26 protein-coding genes are annotated in these 15,831 nt (G+C 61.0%); 23 read left to right on the forward strand and 3 right to left on the reverse strand.

The genetic code is table 11. The features are described 5' to 3' along the window. The first annotated feature begins 4 nt into the window (after positions 1 to 4). The 10 genes from QME24_RS03235 (at position 5) to QME24_RS03280 (ending at position 4,992) form a co-directional block, all read left to right on the forward strand. Positions 5 to 421, forward strand: coding sequence for a hypothetical protein (locus QME24_RS03235; RefSeq protein ID WP_280091221.1), 417 nt, complete (start codon positions 5 to 7; stop codon positions 419 to 421). After that, the gene (locus tag QME24_RS03240; protein ID WP_280091222.1) at positions 418 to 621 is read left to right on the forward strand and encodes a hypothetical protein; all 204 of its coding nucleotides are present in this window, start codon (positions 418 to 420) and stop codon (positions 619 to 621) included. The genes QME24_RS03235 and QME24_RS03240 overlap by 4 nt, the downstream gene beginning before the upstream one ends. Further along, entirely contained in the window at positions 618 to 818 is a 201-nt protein-coding gene (locus tag QME24_RS03245) for a hypothetical protein (protein ID WP_099816090.1), read from the forward strand. The genes QME24_RS03240 and QME24_RS03245 overlap by 4 nt, the downstream gene beginning before the upstream one ends. A 157-nt stretch (positions 819 to 975) precedes the next feature. Next, positions 976 to 1,167: a hypothetical protein gene (locus tag QME24_RS03250; RefSeq protein ID WP_137188662.1), complete on the forward strand. Its 192-nt coding sequence runs from the start codon at positions 976 to 978 to the stop codon at positions 1,165 to 1,167. A gap of 162 nt (positions 1,168 to 1,329) precedes the next feature. Further along, the gene (locus tag QME24_RS03255) at positions 1,330 to 1,746 is read left to right on the forward strand and encodes an HNH endonuclease signature motif containing protein (RefSeq protein WP_280091223.1); all 417 of its coding nucleotides are present in this window, start codon (positions 1,330 to 1,332) and stop codon (positions 1,744 to 1,746) included. Further along, positions 1,746 to 2,558, forward strand: coding sequence for a PD-(D/E)XK nuclease-like domain-containing protein (locus QME24_RS03260; protein WP_280091224.1), 813 nt, complete (start codon positions 1,746 to 1,748; stop codon positions 2,556 to 2,558). The genes QME24_RS03255 and QME24_RS03260 overlap by 1 nt, the downstream gene beginning before the upstream one ends. Continuing rightward, positions 2,555 to 3,382, forward strand: coding sequence for a hypothetical protein (locus QME24_RS03265; protein WP_280091225.1), 828 nt, complete (start codon positions 2,555 to 2,557; stop codon positions 3,380 to 3,382). The genes QME24_RS03260 and QME24_RS03265 overlap by 4 nt, the downstream gene beginning before the upstream one ends. After that, positions 3,379 to 3,891, forward strand: a complete 513-nt coding sequence (locus QME24_RS03270) for a hypothetical protein (protein ID WP_281690781.1) — start codon at positions 3,379 to 3,381, stop codon at positions 3,889 to 3,891. Before QME24_RS03265 ends, QME24_RS03270 begins: the two co-directional genes overlap by 4 nt. Positions 3,892 to 4,139: 248 nt before the next feature. Continuing rightward, the gene (locus tag QME24_RS03275; RefSeq protein ID WP_281690782.1) at positions 4,140 to 4,505 is read left to right on the forward strand and encodes a hypothetical protein; all 366 of its coding nucleotides are present in this window, start codon (positions 4,140 to 4,142) and stop codon (positions 4,503 to 4,505) included. Continuing rightward, a complete protein-coding gene (locus QME24_RS03280) occupies positions 4,480 to 4,992 on the forward strand; it encodes a hypothetical protein (RefSeq protein ID WP_281690783.1) in 513 nt (170 codons plus the stop codon). Before QME24_RS03275 ends, QME24_RS03280 begins: the two co-directional genes overlap by 26 nt. Here the strand turns inward: QME24_RS03280 and QME24_RS03285 are convergent. Continuing rightward, a complete protein-coding gene (locus QME24_RS03285; protein WP_281690784.1) occupies positions 4,985 to 5,194 on the reverse strand; it encodes a hypothetical protein in 210 nt (69 codons plus the stop codon). The two genes, QME24_RS03280 and QME24_RS03285, sit on opposite strands and share 8 nt — an antisense overlap. 147 nt (positions 5,195 to 5,341) lie before the next feature. Here QME24_RS03285 and QME24_RS03290 point away from each other — a divergent pair, with 147 nt between their 5' ends. From QME24_RS03290 to queD, 12 genes are all read left to right on the forward strand, one after another. Then, positions 5,342 to 6,343: a site-specific DNA-methyltransferase gene (locus QME24_RS03290; RefSeq protein ID WP_255752451.1), complete on the forward strand. Its 1,002-nt coding sequence runs from the start codon at positions 5,342 to 5,344 to the stop codon at positions 6,341 to 6,343. A gap of 15 nt (positions 6,344 to 6,358) precedes the next feature. Further along, complete coding sequence (locus QME24_RS03295) at positions 6,359 to 7,264, forward strand: Lar family restriction alleviation protein (protein ID WP_281690785.1); 906 nt, start codon at positions 6,359 to 6,361, stop codon at positions 7,262 to 7,264. Between the two features lie 65 nt (positions 7,265 to 7,329). Further along, the gene (locus tag QME24_RS03300; protein WP_281690786.1) at positions 7,330 to 8,220 is read left to right on the forward strand and encodes a hypothetical protein; all 891 of its coding nucleotides are present in this window, start codon (positions 7,330 to 7,332) and stop codon (positions 8,218 to 8,220) included. Continuing rightward, on the forward strand, positions 8,217 to 8,486 hold the full coding sequence (locus QME24_RS03305; RefSeq protein ID WP_281690787.1) for a hypothetical protein: 270 nt from the start codon (positions 8,217 to 8,219) through the stop codon (positions 8,484 to 8,486). The genes QME24_RS03300 and QME24_RS03305 overlap by 4 nt, the downstream gene beginning before the upstream one ends. Next, positions 8,483 to 8,818: a hypothetical protein gene (locus tag QME24_RS03310; RefSeq protein WP_029887697.1), complete on the forward strand. Its 336-nt coding sequence runs from the start codon at positions 8,483 to 8,485 to the stop codon at positions 8,816 to 8,818. The genes QME24_RS03305 and QME24_RS03310 overlap by 4 nt, the downstream gene beginning before the upstream one ends. Continuing rightward, a complete protein-coding gene (locus tag QME24_RS03315) occupies positions 8,815 to 9,375 on the forward strand; it encodes a hypothetical protein (protein WP_255752479.1) in 561 nt (186 codons plus the stop codon). The genes QME24_RS03310 and QME24_RS03315 overlap by 4 nt, the downstream gene beginning before the upstream one ends. Beyond that, positions 9,372 to 9,791 carry a hypothetical protein gene (locus QME24_RS03320; RefSeq protein ID WP_255752480.1) on the forward strand — a complete coding sequence of 140 codons (420 nt, stop codon included), beginning with the start codon at positions 9,372 to 9,374 and terminating at the stop codon, positions 9,789 to 9,791. Before QME24_RS03315 ends, QME24_RS03320 begins: the two co-directional genes overlap by 4 nt. Positions 9,792 to 9,840: 49 nt before the next feature. Beyond that, positions 9,841 to 10,014: a hypothetical protein gene (locus QME24_RS03325; RefSeq protein WP_255752482.1), complete on the forward strand. Its 174-nt coding sequence runs from the start codon at positions 9,841 to 9,843 to the stop codon at positions 10,012 to 10,014. A gap of 64 nt (positions 10,015 to 10,078) precedes the next feature. Continuing rightward, the gene (locus QME24_RS03330; RefSeq protein ID WP_281690788.1) at positions 10,079 to 10,462 is read left to right on the forward strand and encodes a hypothetical protein; all 384 of its coding nucleotides are present in this window, start codon (positions 10,079 to 10,081) and stop codon (positions 10,460 to 10,462) included. Between the two features lie 51 nt (positions 10,463 to 10,513). Then, positions 10,514 to 10,690 carry a hypothetical protein gene (locus tag QME24_RS03335; protein ID WP_255752429.1) on the forward strand — a complete coding sequence of 59 codons (177 nt, stop codon included), beginning with the start codon at positions 10,514 to 10,516 and terminating at the stop codon, positions 10,688 to 10,690. 23 nt (positions 10,691 to 10,713) lie between these two features. Next, positions 10,714 to 10,926, forward strand: a complete 213-nt coding sequence (locus tag QME24_RS03340) for an AlpA family transcriptional regulator (RefSeq protein ID WP_255752430.1) — start codon at positions 10,714 to 10,716, stop codon at positions 10,924 to 10,926. A 63-nt stretch (positions 10,927 to 10,989) separates the two neighbouring features. Further along, a complete protein-coding gene (gene queD / locus QME24_RS03345; protein WP_009685940.1) occupies positions 10,990 to 11,346 on the forward strand; it encodes a 6-carboxytetrahydropterin synthase QueD in 357 nt (118 codons plus the stop codon). 13 nt (positions 11,347 to 11,359) lie between these two features. Here queD and QME24_RS03350 read toward each other — a convergent pair whose 3' ends face one another. Beyond that, positions 11,360 to 11,956, reverse strand: a complete 597-nt coding sequence (locus QME24_RS03350) for a hypothetical protein (protein ID WP_054904149.1) — start codon at positions 11,954 to 11,956, stop codon at positions 11,360 to 11,362. A 128-nt stretch (positions 11,957 to 12,084) separates the two neighbouring features. Next, a complete protein-coding gene (locus tag QME24_RS03355; protein ID WP_161892253.1) occupies positions 12,085 to 12,552 on the reverse strand; it encodes a DUF1289 domain-containing protein in 468 nt (155 codons plus the stop codon). Positions 12,553 to 12,958: 406 nt separating this feature from the next. On the opposite strand from QME24_RS03355, the gene acnB reads away from it, so the two are divergent. Beyond that, positions 12,959 to 15,568: a bifunctional aconitate hydratase 2/2-methylisocitrate dehydratase gene (acnB, locus tag QME24_RS03360; protein ID WP_047149740.1), complete on the forward strand. Its 2,610-nt coding sequence runs from the start codon at positions 12,959 to 12,961 to the stop codon at positions 15,566 to 15,568. The last annotated feature ends 263 nt before the right edge of the window (positions 15,569 to 15,831 follow it).

Below are 15,831 nucleotides of genomic sequence, written 5' to 3' on the forward strand. Positions count from 1 at the left end.
GACCATGGGCACACTTCGAGCAGCACAATGGCGGTATGACCATGCTGAGCCGGAAGACGACTCGGCGTATCAGGAAGCCGCGCAGAACTGGATCGAGAGCAAGGCCGAGGAGCTGGTCGGTGGCTGCGATGTTCTGATCCCGCAGCGTTTTGGCGGCCCGGTGGGCGTGCGCCAAGAGCAGTTCGTGGCCAAGGTCGCCGAGCACCTTCGGTCGCTGCAGGAAGCCGAGCAGGACGACATCACCGCCCTTGCCCAGCTTCTTCTGCAGGCCCTGACCGGCGGCCCGGTGAAAAGCATGGTCGAGGACATCGTCGGCCAGAGCAATCACGCAAACGGCAAGCTGTACGAGATCGCCGAGGCAATGCTTGAGCAATACGTCGACCAGGGCCTGAGCTACGACGCCGACGAGGCAAGGCTATGAGCCCTCACGGCATCGCCATAAGCGCCATCGAGGCCGCAATCGAGACGATGCTTCTGCCGGGCTCTGGCCCGGTGGATGACGCCAAAGCCGAAACCCTGGTGGTCGCCTACTTCTCCCTCCTCGCCATCGACGCAGAGGAGTTCAAACACTACTACGAGCGCATCCGGCGTATTGCCGATCGGCGCAAGGAGGCTGCATGACAACGCCAATCGTGAAAACGCTAATTGACGAGCAGGTCGAAGGCCTGGGAGACGTTCTCAAGCTACCGCGCGAAACCCTCGTGTGCGAGCTGGAATGCCCCGTCAAAGGCAGCTGGCGACAACCACCTCGCGACACCAGCGCGTTCATGGAAGGCGACTGGGGAGTTGATCCTCGCGGCCGGCTGGTGGAGCTATGACCAGCTACCAGCGCGCCCGCCGCCTGGTCATCTGGCGAGGCTCCTTCTCCATGCTCTTCGCCTGCACCTTCTTCATGCTCGCCAGCGCACTGGCTGGTTCCATCACTCATTAAACATCACATCAGCGCCCACCGCATGGATGGCGCGGGAGTTTCGCATGTCCTGGATTGTCCTGATCGACCTGCGCGAGAACAACGGCCATTTCATCAATATCGTTGATGAGCACGACAACATCGCCAAATTCCCGACTCGTGAAGAGGCCATCGCCGCAGCGCGCCGCAATGAGCTGAGCGAGTTCTATCCCGCCTACGCGATCAGCGTGGATGAGGAAGAGATCGAGTACATCTGAATCACACGCACCCGAGCCCGGCGGGCCCCATCGGGGATAACCGTACCCATCCGGGAGCGTAAGCGGCGAGAGCGCGCAACCATCCACCGCAGCCAGGGCCTGGAGCGTACCTCCGTGCCTGGGTGACCTGGCGCTTTAGATTTAAAGAAAGAGGGATTCGAAATGAATAACTCGCAAGAGAGTTCTCCGGCAACCAATACGCAGAAAGGATCAATCAATGGGCGCGGCTACAGGATCGTCTATTTCAACGGACGAAAAGTACTAGAGCATATTGCTGTTGCTGAGCGCGTACTCGGCAAGAAGCTTCCAAAAGGCTCAGAAGTTCACCATGTAAATAGAAACAGGCTGGACAATCGCCCAGAAAACCTAGTGATCTGCCCTGATATCAAATATCACAAGCTTCTTCACGTTCGAATGGACGCTCTAGAGGCGTGCGGAAACGCAAATTACAGGAAGTGCCCATTCTGCAAGGGTTATGACGATACGTCCAACATGGTGCACAACCCGGCGGCTAGATATTTCTACCATCGTGAATGCCGCCGTGAATACAAGAGGTCAAGAAGATGCGCGGAACAATAATGCAACCTGGCTACTACCGCGACCTCAGCAATGAGGCGTACCACGGCGGCGAAGGCGTGTCCAAGTCGCAGCTCGACCTGATCGCTAAGGCGCCGGCCCTGTTCCAGTGGAGCAAGGCGGCGCCGGAAGATCCCGAGAAGAAGAAGGCGCTGGACCTAGGTGATGCAGTGCATGCCCTTCTGCTTGAGCCAGACCGCTACGCCGCTGAGTACGCAGTCGGCCCAGCCGATGCGCCACGCAACACCAAGGCCGGCAAAGAGAAGTGGGAAGAGTTCGAATCCACGCTCACCGGCCAGACCGTTCTGTCGGCAGAGGACGGAAGGAAGATTGGCCTGATCCGAGACAGCGTAATGGCCCACCCGCATGCCAGGTTCCTGCTCGAAACGCAGGGCGACGCCGAGGCCAGCATCTACTGGAACGACGAGCGAGAGGGCGTGCTGTGCCGCTGCCGACCAGACAAGACCATCGAGCGCCTTGGCTGGATTCTAGACCTCAAGACCACGGCAGACATGAGCAAGTTCGCCCGGTCGTTCTATGACTACCGCTACCACGTCCAGGACAGCTACTACAGCGACGGCTACGCAGCGCACTTTGGCGAGGCGCCGGCCGCGTTCGTGTTCCTGGTCGTGAGCACCAGCATTGAATGCGGCAAGTACCCAGTTCGCCTGTTCACCATGGACTTCGAGGCCAAGGCCGCTGGCCGAACCGAGTATCACCGCAACATCGAAGTCTACGCCGACTGCCTTCGACACAACGAGTGGCCGGCCATCGAAACCCTCACGCTGCCCTACTGGGCGAAGGACAAGCTATGACAGAGGTAAACCCATTCGCCCCACGTGGCATGGCGGAGCACGTCAACCACGGCACGGTGAACATCGAACAGAGCCGGGCCGTCACCGAAGCCCAGGGCAAGCTCCTGCTGGCCAAGCGATTCCCGCGTGATGAGGCCCTGGCCTACAGCAAGATCATGAACTCGTGCAGCCGGCCAAGCCTGGCAGCTTCCGGCGAGTACGCGTACCCGCGTGGCGGACAAACCGTAGCTGGCCCTTCTATCCGCCTTGCCGAAGAGCTGGCCAGGTGCTGGGGCAACATCGAGTACGGCATCCGCGAGCTGAGCCGCCAGCAAGGCAACAGTGAGATGGAGGCCTATGCCTGGGACCTGGAGACGAACACTTACTCGTCGCAGAAATTCACCGTTCGCCACATCCGTGACAAGCGCGGCGGTGGCCAAGCTCTGACCGAAGAGCGTGACATCTACGAGATCACCGCGAACATGGGCGGTCGCCGCCTACGTGCACGATTGCTGGCCATCCTACCGCCGGATCTGGTCGAAGCTGCCGTTTTCCAGTGCCGCAAGACACTGGCCGGCGATACCAGCCTGCCACTTGCTGACCGTGTCCGCGCCCTGGTCGACGCATTCGCCCAGCAAGGCGTGACCGAGAAGCACCTGCGCGCCTACCTCAACAAGAGCCTGGACGAGATCCTGCCCGAGGAAATCGCCTCTCTGCGCGGCGTGTTCAACAGCATCAAGAATGGCCAGGCAGCTGTCGGTGATTTCTTCTCGATCAAGCCAGCAGAAAGCCAAACCGCAGACCTCAATGCCGCCCTGACCGAGGCGCAAAGGAGTGAAGGGTGAACTCATCAATCGACCTGGAGGCCGCCAAAGCGGCCTTCTTTGCGTCTGGCGGCCAGCTTGTGGTGCTTGAGGGCTTCGAATACGTGCCATTTCGGCAGCGCAAGCACCCCGAACCAAAGCCAAAGCGGCCAAAGCCAGTCAATCAGGAGCGCGGCGGCGAGCGCAAAAGCCGCGCCAAGGCCCGCACAGCTCAGATTGAAGAGCTAGCCAAGACCATGACCTGCAGCGAGGTCGCAAAGCTGCTGGGCGAAACCAAGACCGCTCTATGGGGCGTAGCGGCGAGGGGCGGATTCAGATTCTTCAACCCGCCTAAGTCAGCCAGACCGGCGAAGGTAAATGCCGAACCGAGCCAGAAGGATCGCGACCTGGCCGACAAGATCATTGCCCTGCGTGATGCTGGCAAGTCCAGATGCCGGACCACGGCTGAGCTGGGTATTGGCAACTGTAGGCTCGTGCGGATCCTGGATGAGTTTGGCATTGATTTCCCGCTACAGCGGAATCGAGGGTAGGCATGATCGCCACCATGTCTCAGCCTGTGCCCGCCGTGAAGTACGCGGCGGCCATGGCCAGATCTACTGGTCAGCCTTGGGGCGTATACCGAGGCAGCAAGAGCCTACTGGTCGTCATGCCTTCCGGATCGACGAAGAAAACGCCGATTGAGGTGTGCCATCCATGAGGCGCATCAACAACCTGGTCCGCCAGCGCCGGCGGCAAGAACAGTTCCATCTGCCGCCCAGCGGCCTCACGGAGCACGGACATGCAGAAAGCACCCTCTGGAGTCGTAACTCTTCCGGCCTGGATGAATCGGCCGGTCAAGAAACTGTACATCACCCGAAGCGGCGGACAGTACCGGCCTGACGATGTGGCCCTGGCCTTTGCACTGAGCCTGCGCGCGCACGACAGCGCCGATCACCTGCGCAGGCTGGCCCGGCGTCTGGTCGACAAGGTCTGCCTGGAACACCAGCCGAACATGAAGCGCCTGGCCCGCGAGCCGGACGACGCCAAGGTATTCGACGCAGCGCTCAAGATCATCAACCGGGTCTGCGACCTGCTGGAATACGCCCCAGGCACCCGCTTTGTTCGCAATGGAGGCGATGATGGCTCTGACGCAGCAGCAGCGTGACGAAAAGCGAAGGGCTAAAGCCGAGCGCTTGCAGGAAGAGGACCTGCGCTTGAAGGTTCGACCAGGGACTAAACAGGCCCTGCTAGAGCTGATGCAGTGGGCCGGGATCGAGGAACAGGGCGAGGCGATGACGCTGATGATTCATCACATCGAGGCGCTTGGGCATCACGCGCTGTTCAGGATCGCGCGCCACGAAATCGAAGCTCACCGGAATGTGGCGCGGACTGAGTCGTTGCGGCTATCGGCCAGAAAGCGAACCGGCCAGCACCTGCGCGCCATCTGCGGCTGGGCTGACGCAACATACAGCCAGATGATCGAGGCACTGATCCACGGCATCCACGCACTGGGCAGGCTGCACGCGGCGAAGTTTCTCACTCCTCCACGGCACGAAATCAGCATCTCGCCACGCCTGGCTCTAGCCTTCGACCGGAAGAGCATGCTGATGATTCAGCAGGATCCAGGGGATGAGGTGATCACTCCTAGGTGACCTGACCGGAGAAGAGTTTTCTCCAATGCTCCTCGACATTATGCATTGCAACCTTCAACTCTTCCTGGAGATTGGCAAACTTTTCATCATGAGCAGACCGCAAATGATCTGCGGTCTTTGCATAACGATCAGCAGCTTCTGCTTTTCCCATCATATCGCGCACCAAGCGAGAATATTCGCTATGCCATTCACTCGATTTCATCAGTCCTCCATAAGCCGGCACCATGCCGACTATCTGTAATACCCCAAGGCCACCAAAGTTTCCAGCAGCGCTGCCCGCCAGCGCCTTCCCCTATTCAACGATAACGCCTCCCCGGCGAGGGCGGCGCCTGCACGCAAGGACCACAACATGACCCAGCAGCACCGCATCCTGGTGGGCGACTGCATCGAGATGATGCGGACGCTGCCGGATCAGTCAGTGCACACCTGCATCACCAGCCCGCCCTATTTCGGGCTGCGCGACTACGGGGTCGACGGCCAGATCGGGCTGGAGGCCTCTCCCCGCGAATTCATCGAGAGCCTGGTCGCTGTGTTCCGTGAAGTTCGCCGCGTGCTGCGGGATGACGGAACCCTGTGGGTGAACTTGGGGGATAGCTACGCCAGCGGCGGCCGAGGCGGAGGGGGCCGGTACATGGCCGAGCGCGGGGACGGTGCGTGGCGGGGAAAAGGCGATGCCGTCGGTTGGCGATCAGCCCCCGCCGGCTGGAAGCACAAGGATCTGCTGGGTCTCCCATGGCGCCTGGCGATCGCGTTGCAGGATGAGGGCTGGTACCTGCGCCAGGACATCATCTGGCACAAGCCGAACCCTATGCCTGAATCGATCAAGGACCGGTGCACCAAAGCGCACGAGTATCTGTTCCTGCTGAGCAAGAGCCCGCGCTATTACTTCGACCAGGACGCCATACGCGAGCCTGCCCGAGCGCAGGCGGCCCCAGAAAGCGCCAGCAGGCGCAACAGCTTCGCCAGGGAGACGAAGTACACCGATGGCGAGCACGGGCAGACAGCTCAGCACCGGACAGGCCGTGATGATGTGGACTACGACGAGACCCGGAATAAGCGCAGCGTCTGGACGGTGGCCACCGCCAGCTTCAAGGGCGCGCACTTTGCCACCTTCCCGCCCGATCTGATCCGCCCGTGCGTTTTGGCCGGATCGCCGCGCGGCGGGATGGTGCTCGACCCGTTCGGCGGCGCCGGTACCACCTCGCTTGTCGCCATGCAGGAAGGCCGGCAATCGGTCATCTGCGAGCTGAACCCCGAATACGCCGCTCTCGCCCGCCAGCGTCTGGATACAGCCTGGATCGAAGGCGCCGCACAGATGGACTTCCTGCTGGATCAATCGCCAGCCGCTTAATCACGGAGTATCCCCATGCCCACAGAAAACCGATCCAGCAACACAGAGATGGTCAGCGAACTGCTGCCGTGCCCGTTCTGTGGCGAGAAGCCGCAGATCACGAAGCATCACCGCGAAGACATCTACAGCTTCATGCACCGCTGCCCGGTGCTCGGCCCGATCAGCTGGGGTTTTCGCGAAGACCAGCAGGCGCACATCGAAAAGTGGAATGCCCGAGCCCAGCCAGCCCCGCAGCCCCACCCCGAGCCTATAGCCTGGATGGTTGGCACTGCCTTCTGGTGGACCAAAGAAGAGGCAGAGAGGGATGCGGCGGCGACTGGGCTGCCGATTGTTGGTCTGGGGCCTATGTCTGACACAGGCACGGTTGATCAGCTCTCACAGATCATTCGAGACCTCAACGATGAGCGTGACGGGATTGGCGCCGAGGCTGGCAGGCTGCGCGCCCAGCTGGCTGAGCGTGATGCGCTGCTGACCCGAGCCCTACCATACCTCAGCAATACGCCAGACCTCGTGCAGCATGGCGCAGAGGATCTGGCCGAGGAAATCCGCAGCGCTTCGGCTGGGCGGCCGTGTTACGGCCCTAACGAATGGGGCACCGAGTGCGGCAAATGCAGCAAGTGCAAATCCGCTAGCGCAGAGCCGAGCGCGCCGGTTGAGCGAATGTCGGCAATACGTAGCGAGGCCGCTGAGCTTTCATCAAAGCTTAAGAATGCGTGCTGCCAGTCCTGCATGAGCAACCCTTGCGATTGTGCCATTCAAAGCGCGCCGGTTGAGATAGACGAGCGGGCTGAGTTGGAGGCGTACTGCACCAAGGTTGGCTTGCCCCTCGACCGCTTGCCATCCGGCGAGTACATGATCCCTGCCACTCGCTTCGTTTCACAGGGATGGCACGCACACGCTGCTTCGTCCCGCAAGCAGTAATCCCACCCAGCTGTGACCCCTCTCCCCTCTATTCATTGCCGCGATATGGCGGCCAAGGCGAAGCTATGTCTCAAGCAAAGGAACGCCCGATCCTGTTCAGCGGGCCAATGGTGCGCGCCATCCTAGACGGCCGGAAGACGGTTACCCGCCGCGCGCTGAAGATTCAGCCCCGCACCCCGGGCGACATCGGGAGCTACGGCCGTGGCCAGCCATTCATTCGTCACCCGGACCCGACCAAGCGAAACCCTGAATGCCCTTATGGTCGGCCAGGTGATCGCCTGTGGGTGCGGGAAACCTGCTTCATCAACGACTACCGGGAGGCCAAAGTCCCCGTTGACGAGCGGGCCAACGTTGATGTGGTTTACCGCGCCGATCCATTACCGGATTGGGAGGGCGAAGAGAGCCTGATTACCTGGCGGCCCAGCATTCACATGCCGCGCTGGGCCAGCCGCATCCTGCTGGAGCTCACCGACGTTCGCGTAGAGCGACTGCAGGACATCAGCGACGACCAGGCCAAGGCCGAAGGCATGGTGTACACCGACTTCGGCATGCAAGAGCGGCCCGGCAAGGTCAGCGTGGACGGTGGCAAGACATACCACCCAGTGAAGCCACAGCAGGCTCCAGGCTGGCACTCTGGCGATGCAACCCACCCTGACCAATGCCTCGACCGAGCCAGATGGGCGTTCGCGAACCTCTGGGAAAAGATCAACGGCGAGTACAGCTGGGACGCCAACCCATGGGTCTGGGTCGTCGAATTCAAGGTGATTAAACCGTGCGACTACCAGGGCAGGCACTTCGGCGCGCCGTATCCCGATGCTCAGTGCGTTGATGGCTTCCTGTGGGATGAGGACAGCTGCGATGTGCCAGGCGGCCCACTGCTAAGCGGCGGTGACATCCCCTGCCCGAAGTGCAATGCAGAAGCCTATGCCGACCACCAGCGGGAGATGAGCCAATGACGCGCCTCGCCCTCTGCCTCCTGCTGCTGGCCACCGGCGCCAGCGCGGAGCAACTCACTTTGGACGTCGAAGTGATCCGCGACCAAAAGCGCTCTGTCACCTGCTGGATCTATAGCGCGAACACCTATAAGGGCGGCATCAGCTGCATCCCCGACAGCCAGCTGCAGGCCCGCAACGAGCGCCAGCTCTCCCCGCACGAAACCCAACCCGAACCTACACCCGCTCTGGCGCCTGGGCGCTGGATTGATGAGAGGTATCAGCTGTGAGCGAACTTGAAGAGCTGCTGCTGGCTGCCAAAGCCGCCGGGCTTGAAGTTGAACCCTGCACCTGCAGCGATCCGAAATGGCCTCTGCGCATCAAGGGCCAGTCGGGCACGCGGGCGCACTGGAATCCCAACATCAACGACGGCGACGCATTCAAGCTGGCCATTGACCTGGGCATTCAGATCCACATTGAAGGGTCTGGCGAGTCTGAGGCCGTCTGGGCTGATGACACCATGGTCTGGGTGGACAGCGAATATGCCCAAGGCGATCGCCGAAAGGCGGCACGCACTGCCATCGTCAGCGTTGCGGCTCAGCGCGGAGAGCAAATGCCATGACCGACCTGATCGAAGTGAGGGTATCCAGCCTTCGCGCTCCATCCATGGGGCCGTATCTCAGATCAAATAACGAGGGCAGGCGTATTTATCAGTGCTTTTGCTCCTGTGGGCAGGGCTTCGAAGCAAGCAAAAAGGATTTCAACTCTGGCCGCCGAAGAGCATGCATCGATTGCCGGCCGCCAACTCGCCACGACAGCCCTGTGTCCAGAATCATGAAACAGGTGGAAATAGTGACAGAGTCTGGTTGCTGGATATGGATGGGAAAAACCAACGACAGCGGCTACGCGGTCGGGAAAGTTAATGGTAGAGAACAGCGGCTTCATAGATTCATGTTCTCGGAGCATATAGAAGACCCAGGCGAACTCATGGTTCTTCACAAGTGCGATACCAGGCCATGCATAAACCCAGACCACCTATTCAAAGGCACCGCTGCCGACAACATCCATGACTGCATGAGAAAAGGCCGCTTCATGCCAGGCATAGCGATGCGGGAGCGCCGGAAAAAGGCCGCCAGACTCGGCGCACTTGGCAATCTCAGCAAGGAGCTATCCGCATGAGCCGTATCGTCACCGAGCAAGACTTCCGCCGCCCTGAGTTCCGCGACGCCAAGGTCGAAGACTATGAGTTTCGCGCAGATGGCGCCCTGGTCCGCAAAGACCGCTGGGAGCAAGGCATACACCGGATTCACAGCATCGTCGGACGGATCGGTCGAGAGTTCGAGATCGGCGACGTGGTTGCCGCCGTCGAAAAACTGAAGGGCCAATGGCTCGACGCTGATCCTGACGATGATCCTGTAGCTGAGCGAATTGACATCCGGCTGTCGTGCGGCAGCGTGCTGGCCGGCTGCGTACGCACTGGCCCGTTCGCCTATCAATGGCCGTTCGGCCAGTTCAATTTCACCAGCAAAGACTTCGGCGGGGATGTGATCGAGTATCAACCGCTGCCTGAGCCGAACTTGGAGGGCCAACCATGATCCTGCCCCTGATGTACATGGCCTACCTGATCTACAAAGGACCGCGACCATGAAAGCGCGCATGACCTACTGGAACGGCTCCTGGTGGTGTCGCCGTATGGGCTGCACCGGCCAGGGCGCCACCATGAAGGAAGCCTGGGACGACATGTGGAACCTCTACTTCGAGGCTGTCCGCCCAGCTCGTCCGCAGGCGTTCCACTCGCCGCGCGTCCGCTGCGGCTGATTCCAGCCTAACCCTTCCCCCACTACTCAAGCCCGCCGACATGCGCGGGCGTATAGGTATTGATATGAACTCACTAAATCTACTGCCCTGGAAAATTGAAGTTCACCAGGGATTTCTATCAGAGCCTACGACGTTTCAAGTTAAGGACAGTGCTGGCAACGCGGTCTCCGACTTTTACCTATCGAAAGAAATGGCAAATTTCATCAGTTGTGCGCCGCTGCTACTGGCCGACCTGATCGATGCCGCCGCCCAGCTGCGAAAGTACGAAGCCCTGCACAGGGCCAAGGGAACAGCGGAAAGCCTGGCCAAGGCCGAAGCAAACGCGATACTCGCATTTCGCTTTGAGCAGACTATTTCAACGGCAACTGGCGTTAAGCCCGTTATCGGCACCAGCTCTTCTCTCGGGCAGCGGGGCATTCTGACCTCCCAAGAACCAGAACAGATTTAAGCAAAGCACCTAACCACCACCCTGCCGCCACCGGCGGCGTGGAGACCATCCATGAACCTGATCGACTGCTACGTCACGAAGATCCTCGGCGAGCCGTACCGCAAGTTCGGCGCCTGGTGGGTCGACGTTGAATACGACAGCTGGGGCAGCACCAGCAAAACACGACTCATGTTCCGCACCGAGGAAGCCGCCCGGGCGGCGCAGGTCGGGCACCACTTCACGGCCTGACCTTCTATATAAAGGAGACACCCATGCGACACGCAGAAAACATTGACCGCTTCCTGCGCCTCGACGAGGTGCTGCACGTGACCGGTATCGGTCGGAACACCATCTATCGCAGAATCCGTGAAGGCACCTTCCCAAAACAGGTTAAGATAGGACCCAATTCGGTTGCCTGGCGCCAGTCGGACATCACTCAGTGGATGACCTCTTTCGAGCCCAGCGATGACCAATCAGTACATTGAGCAGTACACTGAAACGCCAGATTCCGCTCAAGCCCATATCCCACCAGCTTTACAGGTCCACCAGTGGAAATCTTCAAGGAATTTACATTCGAATCGGCCCACCGGCTGCCACACGTGCCTGCTGGGCACAAATGCGGCCGCCTGCACGGCCACTCGTTCAAGGTCGGCCTGCACCTGACCGGCCCGCTGGACCCGCACACCGGCTGGATCCGTGACTTCGCCGAGGTGAAGGCCATTTTCAAGCCGATCTACGAGCAGCTCGACCACAATTACCTGAACGACATCCCCGGCCTGGAAAACCCCACCAGCGAGGTAATCGCCAAGTGGATCTGGGATCAGGTCAAGCCGCTGCTGCCGGAGCTGTCCAAAGTCCGCATCCACGAGACCTGCACCAGCGGGTGCGAATACTACGGCGACTGAAACACCGCCAGGGTCAGGCGGCCCCTACGCTCAGCACCTGCAGATGCAGGTAGCCTGCTTCACCTTGCACCTCGCTGAGGTAGGGAAAGCCATCCTCGACCAGCCGCCTGACCGTCTTGCCATGCAGGCTGACCAGGCTCACGTCGCTGACCGCATCGCCTTCGGCAAGCTGCTCTGGCGCCAGGCCATCGAGGCGCCAGAGCATGGTGCCGGCGGCCAGGGCGTCATGGCCAACGGCCTGCGCGGCCGAGTACAGGGCCAGGTAGCCGTTGCGGCTGACATCCAGGCGGTGACCGCGCCGCCGCCAGTGCGGATGGCTGTCTTCGTCACCCACGGCGCGGATCTCGAAGTCGTACTCACCATCGGTCTCGTAGCAGCCGAACCAGAACAGCGTGCGAAACTTGCGCCGTGAGATCACATACGCCGGTGCCACCGTGTCGGTGTAATGGTCTTCACCGGCGTGCAGCCAGCCACCACTGGTAAAGGGCGAATCGCCATTACCTGTGTCACCGATGGGCACGCCTTGAACCTGCCCTTGCGTGCTCAAGCGTGGCTGCCAGTACAGCCTGGCAATGAAGCTTTTCTGAGGTTGGAATTGGTAGTGGGACATGCCGTCGAGCCCTCTTCACTGGCGGAAAAGGAAGACAGTAGTGAGTGCTGTTGCCCGCTTGCAGCCGGAACCCGCTCCCAGGCCATGCGAACAAGGCGTGAACGCGGCGAAGGCGCTGATGCCAGCGCTTAGCCCAGCGAGCTGGCGAGAAACGCAGGGGCGATGTAACGCTGGTAGTGCGCTTCGGACAAAAGGAAGAATTCGCGGTCGATGGCATCGCGCAATTGTGGCAGTTCCCAATCGCGAAATTCCGGCAGCAGTACCATGCCGTAGGCTTCCAGATCACGGATCATCCGCGCACCGCGGGCGATCAGCTGGTAGGCCCAGCAATATTCCGACTGCTGGTCGACGAAGCGGATGGAGCGCTGCTCCAGTTGCTGGCGCAACAGGCTTTTGTCGAACACCTCGAGCTTGGCCATCATGACCTGCACCAGCAACTGCTCAAGGCGCAGCCACACAGCGCGCTTTTGCGCGTCATCGTAGCCGTTCCAGTGGATCACTTCGTGGTGGAAGCGTTTGCAGCCGCGGCAAACCGTGTCCCCATACACCGTGGAGCACAGGCCGACGCAAGGGGTCTTGATGGAGTTGTTGGACATGAAAAACAACAGCATGGCGGTGGAACACGCGCCCATGTTAGCCCTTTGTCTAACCAGGGTCACTCGTTAAAGTGATGTTCTGCGCCTTACCTTCGGGCTTTTTTTGCCGTAGAATCATCCCGCCTTTTCACAGGCAACAATGTCCGTAGGAAGCTGTTTTCAAAGCGTCACGAGCACAGTTGATCCGGTAGAACGGCGTTGGCCCGGGCCATGCATCCCTAGCATGCCCGCGCCAGCCCTCATCAGCACCCCGTTCTGCAGGCGTAAAACTTTGAAAGCAGCTTCCGTAAGGATTCTTTGCGACCCTGGCCGGGCGGCTCAAAAAGCCGTGGCGGCGCATGGGTGCATTGAATGCTGGATGAGCGTCCCGGACCCCCTTTAGGGACCACTGATGAGGGAAATAACTGTGCTTGAAGCCTACCGCAAACACATCGAAGAGCGCGCCGCCCTGGGCATCGTGCCCCAGCCGCTGAACGCCGAACAAACCGCAGGCCTGGTCGAGCTGCTGAAAAACCCGCCGGCCGGCGAAGAAGCCTTCCTCGTAGAACTGATCACCCACCGTGTACCGCCAGGGGTCGACGAAGCTGCCTATGTCAAGGCTGCTTTCCTCTCTGCCGTCGCCAAGGGCGAAACCCAATCGCCACTGATCGACCGCAAGCACGCCACCGAACTGCTGGGCACCATGCAGGGCGGCTACAACATCGAAACGCTGGTCGCGCTGCTGGATGACGCCGAACTGGGCGCCGTCGCGGCCGAACAGCTCAAGCACACCTTGCTGATGTTCGATGCCTTCCACGATGTGGCCGAAAAAGCCAAGGCTGGCAACGCCAATGCCAAGGCCGTGCTGGAATCCTGGGCTGCCGGCGAGTGGTTCACCTCGCGCCCGGCCATCGCCGACAAGTACACCCTGAGCGTGTTCAAGGTGCCTGGCGAGACCAACACCGACGACCTGTCCCCTGCACCCGATGCCTGGTCGCGCCCTGACATCCCGCTGCACGCCCTGGCCATGCTGAAAATGGCCCGTGACGGCATCGAGCCGCAGCAGCCGGGTTCGGTAGGCCCACTCGCCCAGATCGAAGCGGTCAAGGCCCAAGGCTACCCGGTTGCCTATGTCGGTGACGTGGTCGGTACCGGTTCCTCGCGTAAATCCGCCACCAACTCGGTGCTGTGGTTCTTCGGCGACGACATCCCGTACGTGCCGAACAAGCGCGCCGGTGGTTTCTGCTTCGGCACCAAGATCGCCCCGATCTTCTACAACACCATGGAAGACGCCGGCGCCCTGCCGATCGAGTTCGACTGCACCAACCTGGCCATGGGCGACGTGATCGACGTCTACCCGTTCAAAGGTGAAGTGCGCCGCCATGGCAGCGACGAGCTGGTCACCACCTTCGCCCTGAAAACCGAAGTGCTGCTGGATGAAGTGCGCGCTGGCGGCCGTATCCCGCTGATCGTCGGCCGTGGCCTGACCGAAAAAGCCCGTGCCGAACTGGGCCAAGGCCCATCCGGGCTGTTCAAGAAGCCGGAGCAGCCAGCCGACAGCGGCAAGGGCTTCACCCTGGCGCAGAAAATGGTCGGCCGTGCGTGTGGCCTGCCAGAAGGCCAGGGCGTGCGCCCAGGTGCCTACTGCGAACCGAAGATGACCACCGTCGGCTCCCAGGACACCACCGGCCCGATGACCCGTGACGAGCTGAAAGACCTGGCTTGCCTGGGCTTCTCCGCTGACCTGGTGATGCAGTCGTTCTGCCACACCGCGGCTTATCCGAAGCCGATCGACGTCACCACCCACCACACCCTGCCAGACTTCATCCGCACCCGTGGCGGCGTGTCGCTGCGCCCAGGCGACGGCATCATCCACAGCTGGCTGAACCGCATGCTGATGCCCGACACCGTGGGTACTGGCGGCGACTCGCACACCCGCTTCCCGATCGGCATCTCGTTCCCGGCCGGTTCCGGCCTGGTTGCGTTCGCTGCGGCCACCGGCGTCATGCCGCTGGACATGCCAGAGTCGATCCTGGTGCGCTTCAAGGGCAAGCTGCAGCCTGGCATCACCCTGCGTGACCTGGTCCATGCCATCCCTTACTACGCCATCAAGCAAGGCCTGCTGACCGTCGAGAAAAAAGGCAAGAAAAACGCCTTCTCCGGCCGCATCCTGGAAATCGAAGGCCTGGACGAACTGACTGTCGAACAAGCCTTCGAGCTGTCCGATGCTTCGGCCGAGCGCTCGGCTGCCGGCTGCACCATCAAGCTGCCAGAAAAGGCCATCGCCGAGTACCTGAAGTCCAACATCACCCTGCTGCGTTGGATGATCGGCGAAGGTTACGGCGACGCCCGTACCCTCGAGCGCCGCGCCCAGGCCATGGAAGCCTGGCTGGCCAAGCCTGAGCTGCTGTCGGCCGACGCCGATGCCGAGTACGCCGAAATCATCGAGATCGACCTGGCCGACGTCAAAGAGCCTGTGCTCTGTGCGCCGAACGACCCAGACGACGCGCGCCTGCTGTCCTCGGTTCAGGGCGAGAAAATCGACGAAGTGTTCATCGGTTCGTGCATGACCAACATCGGCCACTTCCGCGCTGCCGGCAAGCTGCTGGAGAAGGTCAAGGGCGGTATTCCGACCCGTCTGTGGCTGGCCCCGCCAACCAAGATGGACGCACACCAGCTGACCGAAGAAGGCTACTACGGCATCTACGGCAAGGCCGGTGCACGCATGGAAATGCCAGGCTGCTCGCTGTGCATGGGTAACCAGGCACGTGTGCAGACCGGTTCGACCGTGGTCTCCACCTCGACCCGTAACTTCCCGAACCGCCTGGGCGACGCCACCAACGTGTACCTGGCGTCGGCCGAGCTGGCTGCCGTGGCTTCGATCATCGGCAAGCTGCCGACCGTCGAAGAGTACATGCAGTACGCCAAAGACATCGACAGCATGGCTGCCGACGTCTACCGCTACCTGAGCTTCGACCAGATCGCCGAGTTCCGCGAAGCGGCTGCCAACGCCAAGATCCCGGTGGTACAGGCGTAAGCTGAGCGGCAAGTTGTAAGCTGCAAGCCACAAGAAGAAGCCCTGGCAGAAATGCCGGGGCTTTTTTGTTCCTCACCCGGCCTAGCGCTGGCAAGCCAGCTCCCTCAGGGATCGCCTTAGGGCTGACAGGTGTTTGCCACAAGGTATGGCAGCGCCTGTTAGAGCGAGCGCCGCCCGCGCGGCGCAATCGCGAGCTGCGCTCGCTCCTACGTTTGTTTCGGGCCAATTCTTCCTGTGGGATTCGCGCGCGAACGCCTTGGTGC

The sequence above is a fragment of the Pseudomonas sp. PARCl1 genome (genome assembly GCF_947311875.1).
GTDB classification, from domain to species: domain Bacteria; phylum Pseudomonadota; class Gammaproteobacteria; order Pseudomonadales; family Pseudomonadaceae; genus Aquipseudomonas; species Aquipseudomonas juntendi.

What these genes read in the sequence shown, in the direction of transcription:
- QME24_RS03235 (WP_280091221.1), top strand. Translation starts at nt 5, where the DNA reads ATGGGCACACTTCGAGCAGCACAATGGCGGTATGACCATGCTGAGCCG.
- QME24_RS03240 (WP_280091222.1), top strand. Translation starts at nt 418, where the DNA reads ATGAGCCCTCACGGCATCGCCATAAGCGCCATCGAGGCCGCAATCGAG.
- QME24_RS03245 (WP_099816090.1), top strand. Translation starts at nt 618, where the DNA reads ATGACAACGCCAATCGTGAAAACGCTAATTGACGAGCAGGTCGAAGGC.
- QME24_RS03250 (WP_137188662.1), top strand. Translation starts at nt 976, where the DNA reads ATGTCCTGGATTGTCCTGATCGACCTGCGCGAGAACAACGGCCATTTC.
- QME24_RS03255 (WP_280091223.1), top strand. Translation starts at nt 1,330, where the DNA reads ATGAATAACTCGCAAGAGAGTTCTCCGGCAACCAATACGCAGAAAGGA.
- QME24_RS03260 (WP_280091224.1), top strand. Translation starts at nt 1,746, where the DNA reads ATGCAACCTGGCTACTACCGCGACCTCAGCAATGAGGCGTACCACGGC.
- QME24_RS03265 (WP_280091225.1), top strand. Translation starts at nt 2,555, where the DNA reads ATGACAGAGGTAAACCCATTCGCCCCACGTGGCATGGCGGAGCACGTC.
- QME24_RS03275 (WP_281690782.1), top strand. Translation starts at nt 4,140, where the DNA reads ATGCAGAAAGCACCCTCTGGAGTCGTAACTCTTCCGGCCTGGATGAAT.
- QME24_RS03280 (WP_281690783.1), top strand. Translation starts at nt 4,480, where the DNA reads ATGGCTCTGACGCAGCAGCAGCGTGACGAAAAGCGAAGGGCTAAAGCC.
- QME24_RS03285 (WP_281690784.1), bottom strand. Translation starts at nt 5,194, where the DNA reads ATGAAATCGAGTGAATGGCATAGCGAATATTCTCGCTTGGTGCGCGAT.
- QME24_RS03290 (WP_255752451.1), top strand. Translation starts at nt 5,342, where the DNA reads ATGACCCAGCAGCACCGCATCCTGGTGGGCGACTGCATCGAGATGATG.
- QME24_RS03295 (WP_281690785.1), top strand. Translation starts at nt 6,359, where the DNA reads ATGCCCACAGAAAACCGATCCAGCAACACAGAGATGGTCAGCGAACTG.
- QME24_RS03300 (WP_281690786.1), top strand. Translation starts at nt 7,330, where the DNA reads ATGTCTCAAGCAAAGGAACGCCCGATCCTGTTCAGCGGGCCAATGGTG.
- QME24_RS03305 (WP_281690787.1), top strand. Translation starts at nt 8,217, where the DNA reads ATGACGCGCCTCGCCCTCTGCCTCCTGCTGCTGGCCACCGGCGCCAGC.
- QME24_RS03315 (WP_255752479.1), top strand. Translation starts at nt 8,815, where the DNA reads ATGACCGACCTGATCGAAGTGAGGGTATCCAGCCTTCGCGCTCCATCC.
- QME24_RS03320 (WP_255752480.1), top strand. Translation starts at nt 9,372, where the DNA reads ATGAGCCGTATCGTCACCGAGCAAGACTTCCGCCGCCCTGAGTTCCGC.
- QME24_RS03325 (WP_255752482.1), top strand. Translation starts at nt 9,841, where the DNA reads ATGAAAGCGCGCATGACCTACTGGAACGGCTCCTGGTGGTGTCGCCGT.
- QME24_RS03330 (WP_281690788.1), top strand. Translation starts at nt 10,079, where the DNA reads ATGAACTCACTAAATCTACTGCCCTGGAAAATTGAAGTTCACCAGGGA.
- QME24_RS03335 (WP_255752429.1), top strand. Translation starts at nt 10,514, where the DNA reads ATGAACCTGATCGACTGCTACGTCACGAAGATCCTCGGCGAGCCGTAC.
- QME24_RS03340 (WP_255752430.1), top strand. Translation starts at nt 10,714, where the DNA reads ATGCGACACGCAGAAAACATTGACCGCTTCCTGCGCCTCGACGAGGTG.
- QME24_RS03350 (WP_054904149.1), bottom strand. Translation starts at nt 11,956, where the DNA reads ATGTCCCACTACCAATTCCAACCTCAGAAAAGCTTCATTGCCAGGCTG.
- QME24_RS03355 (WP_161892253.1), bottom strand. Translation starts at nt 12,552, where the DNA reads ATGTCCAACAACTCCATCAAGACCCCTTGCGTCGGCCTGTGCTCCACG.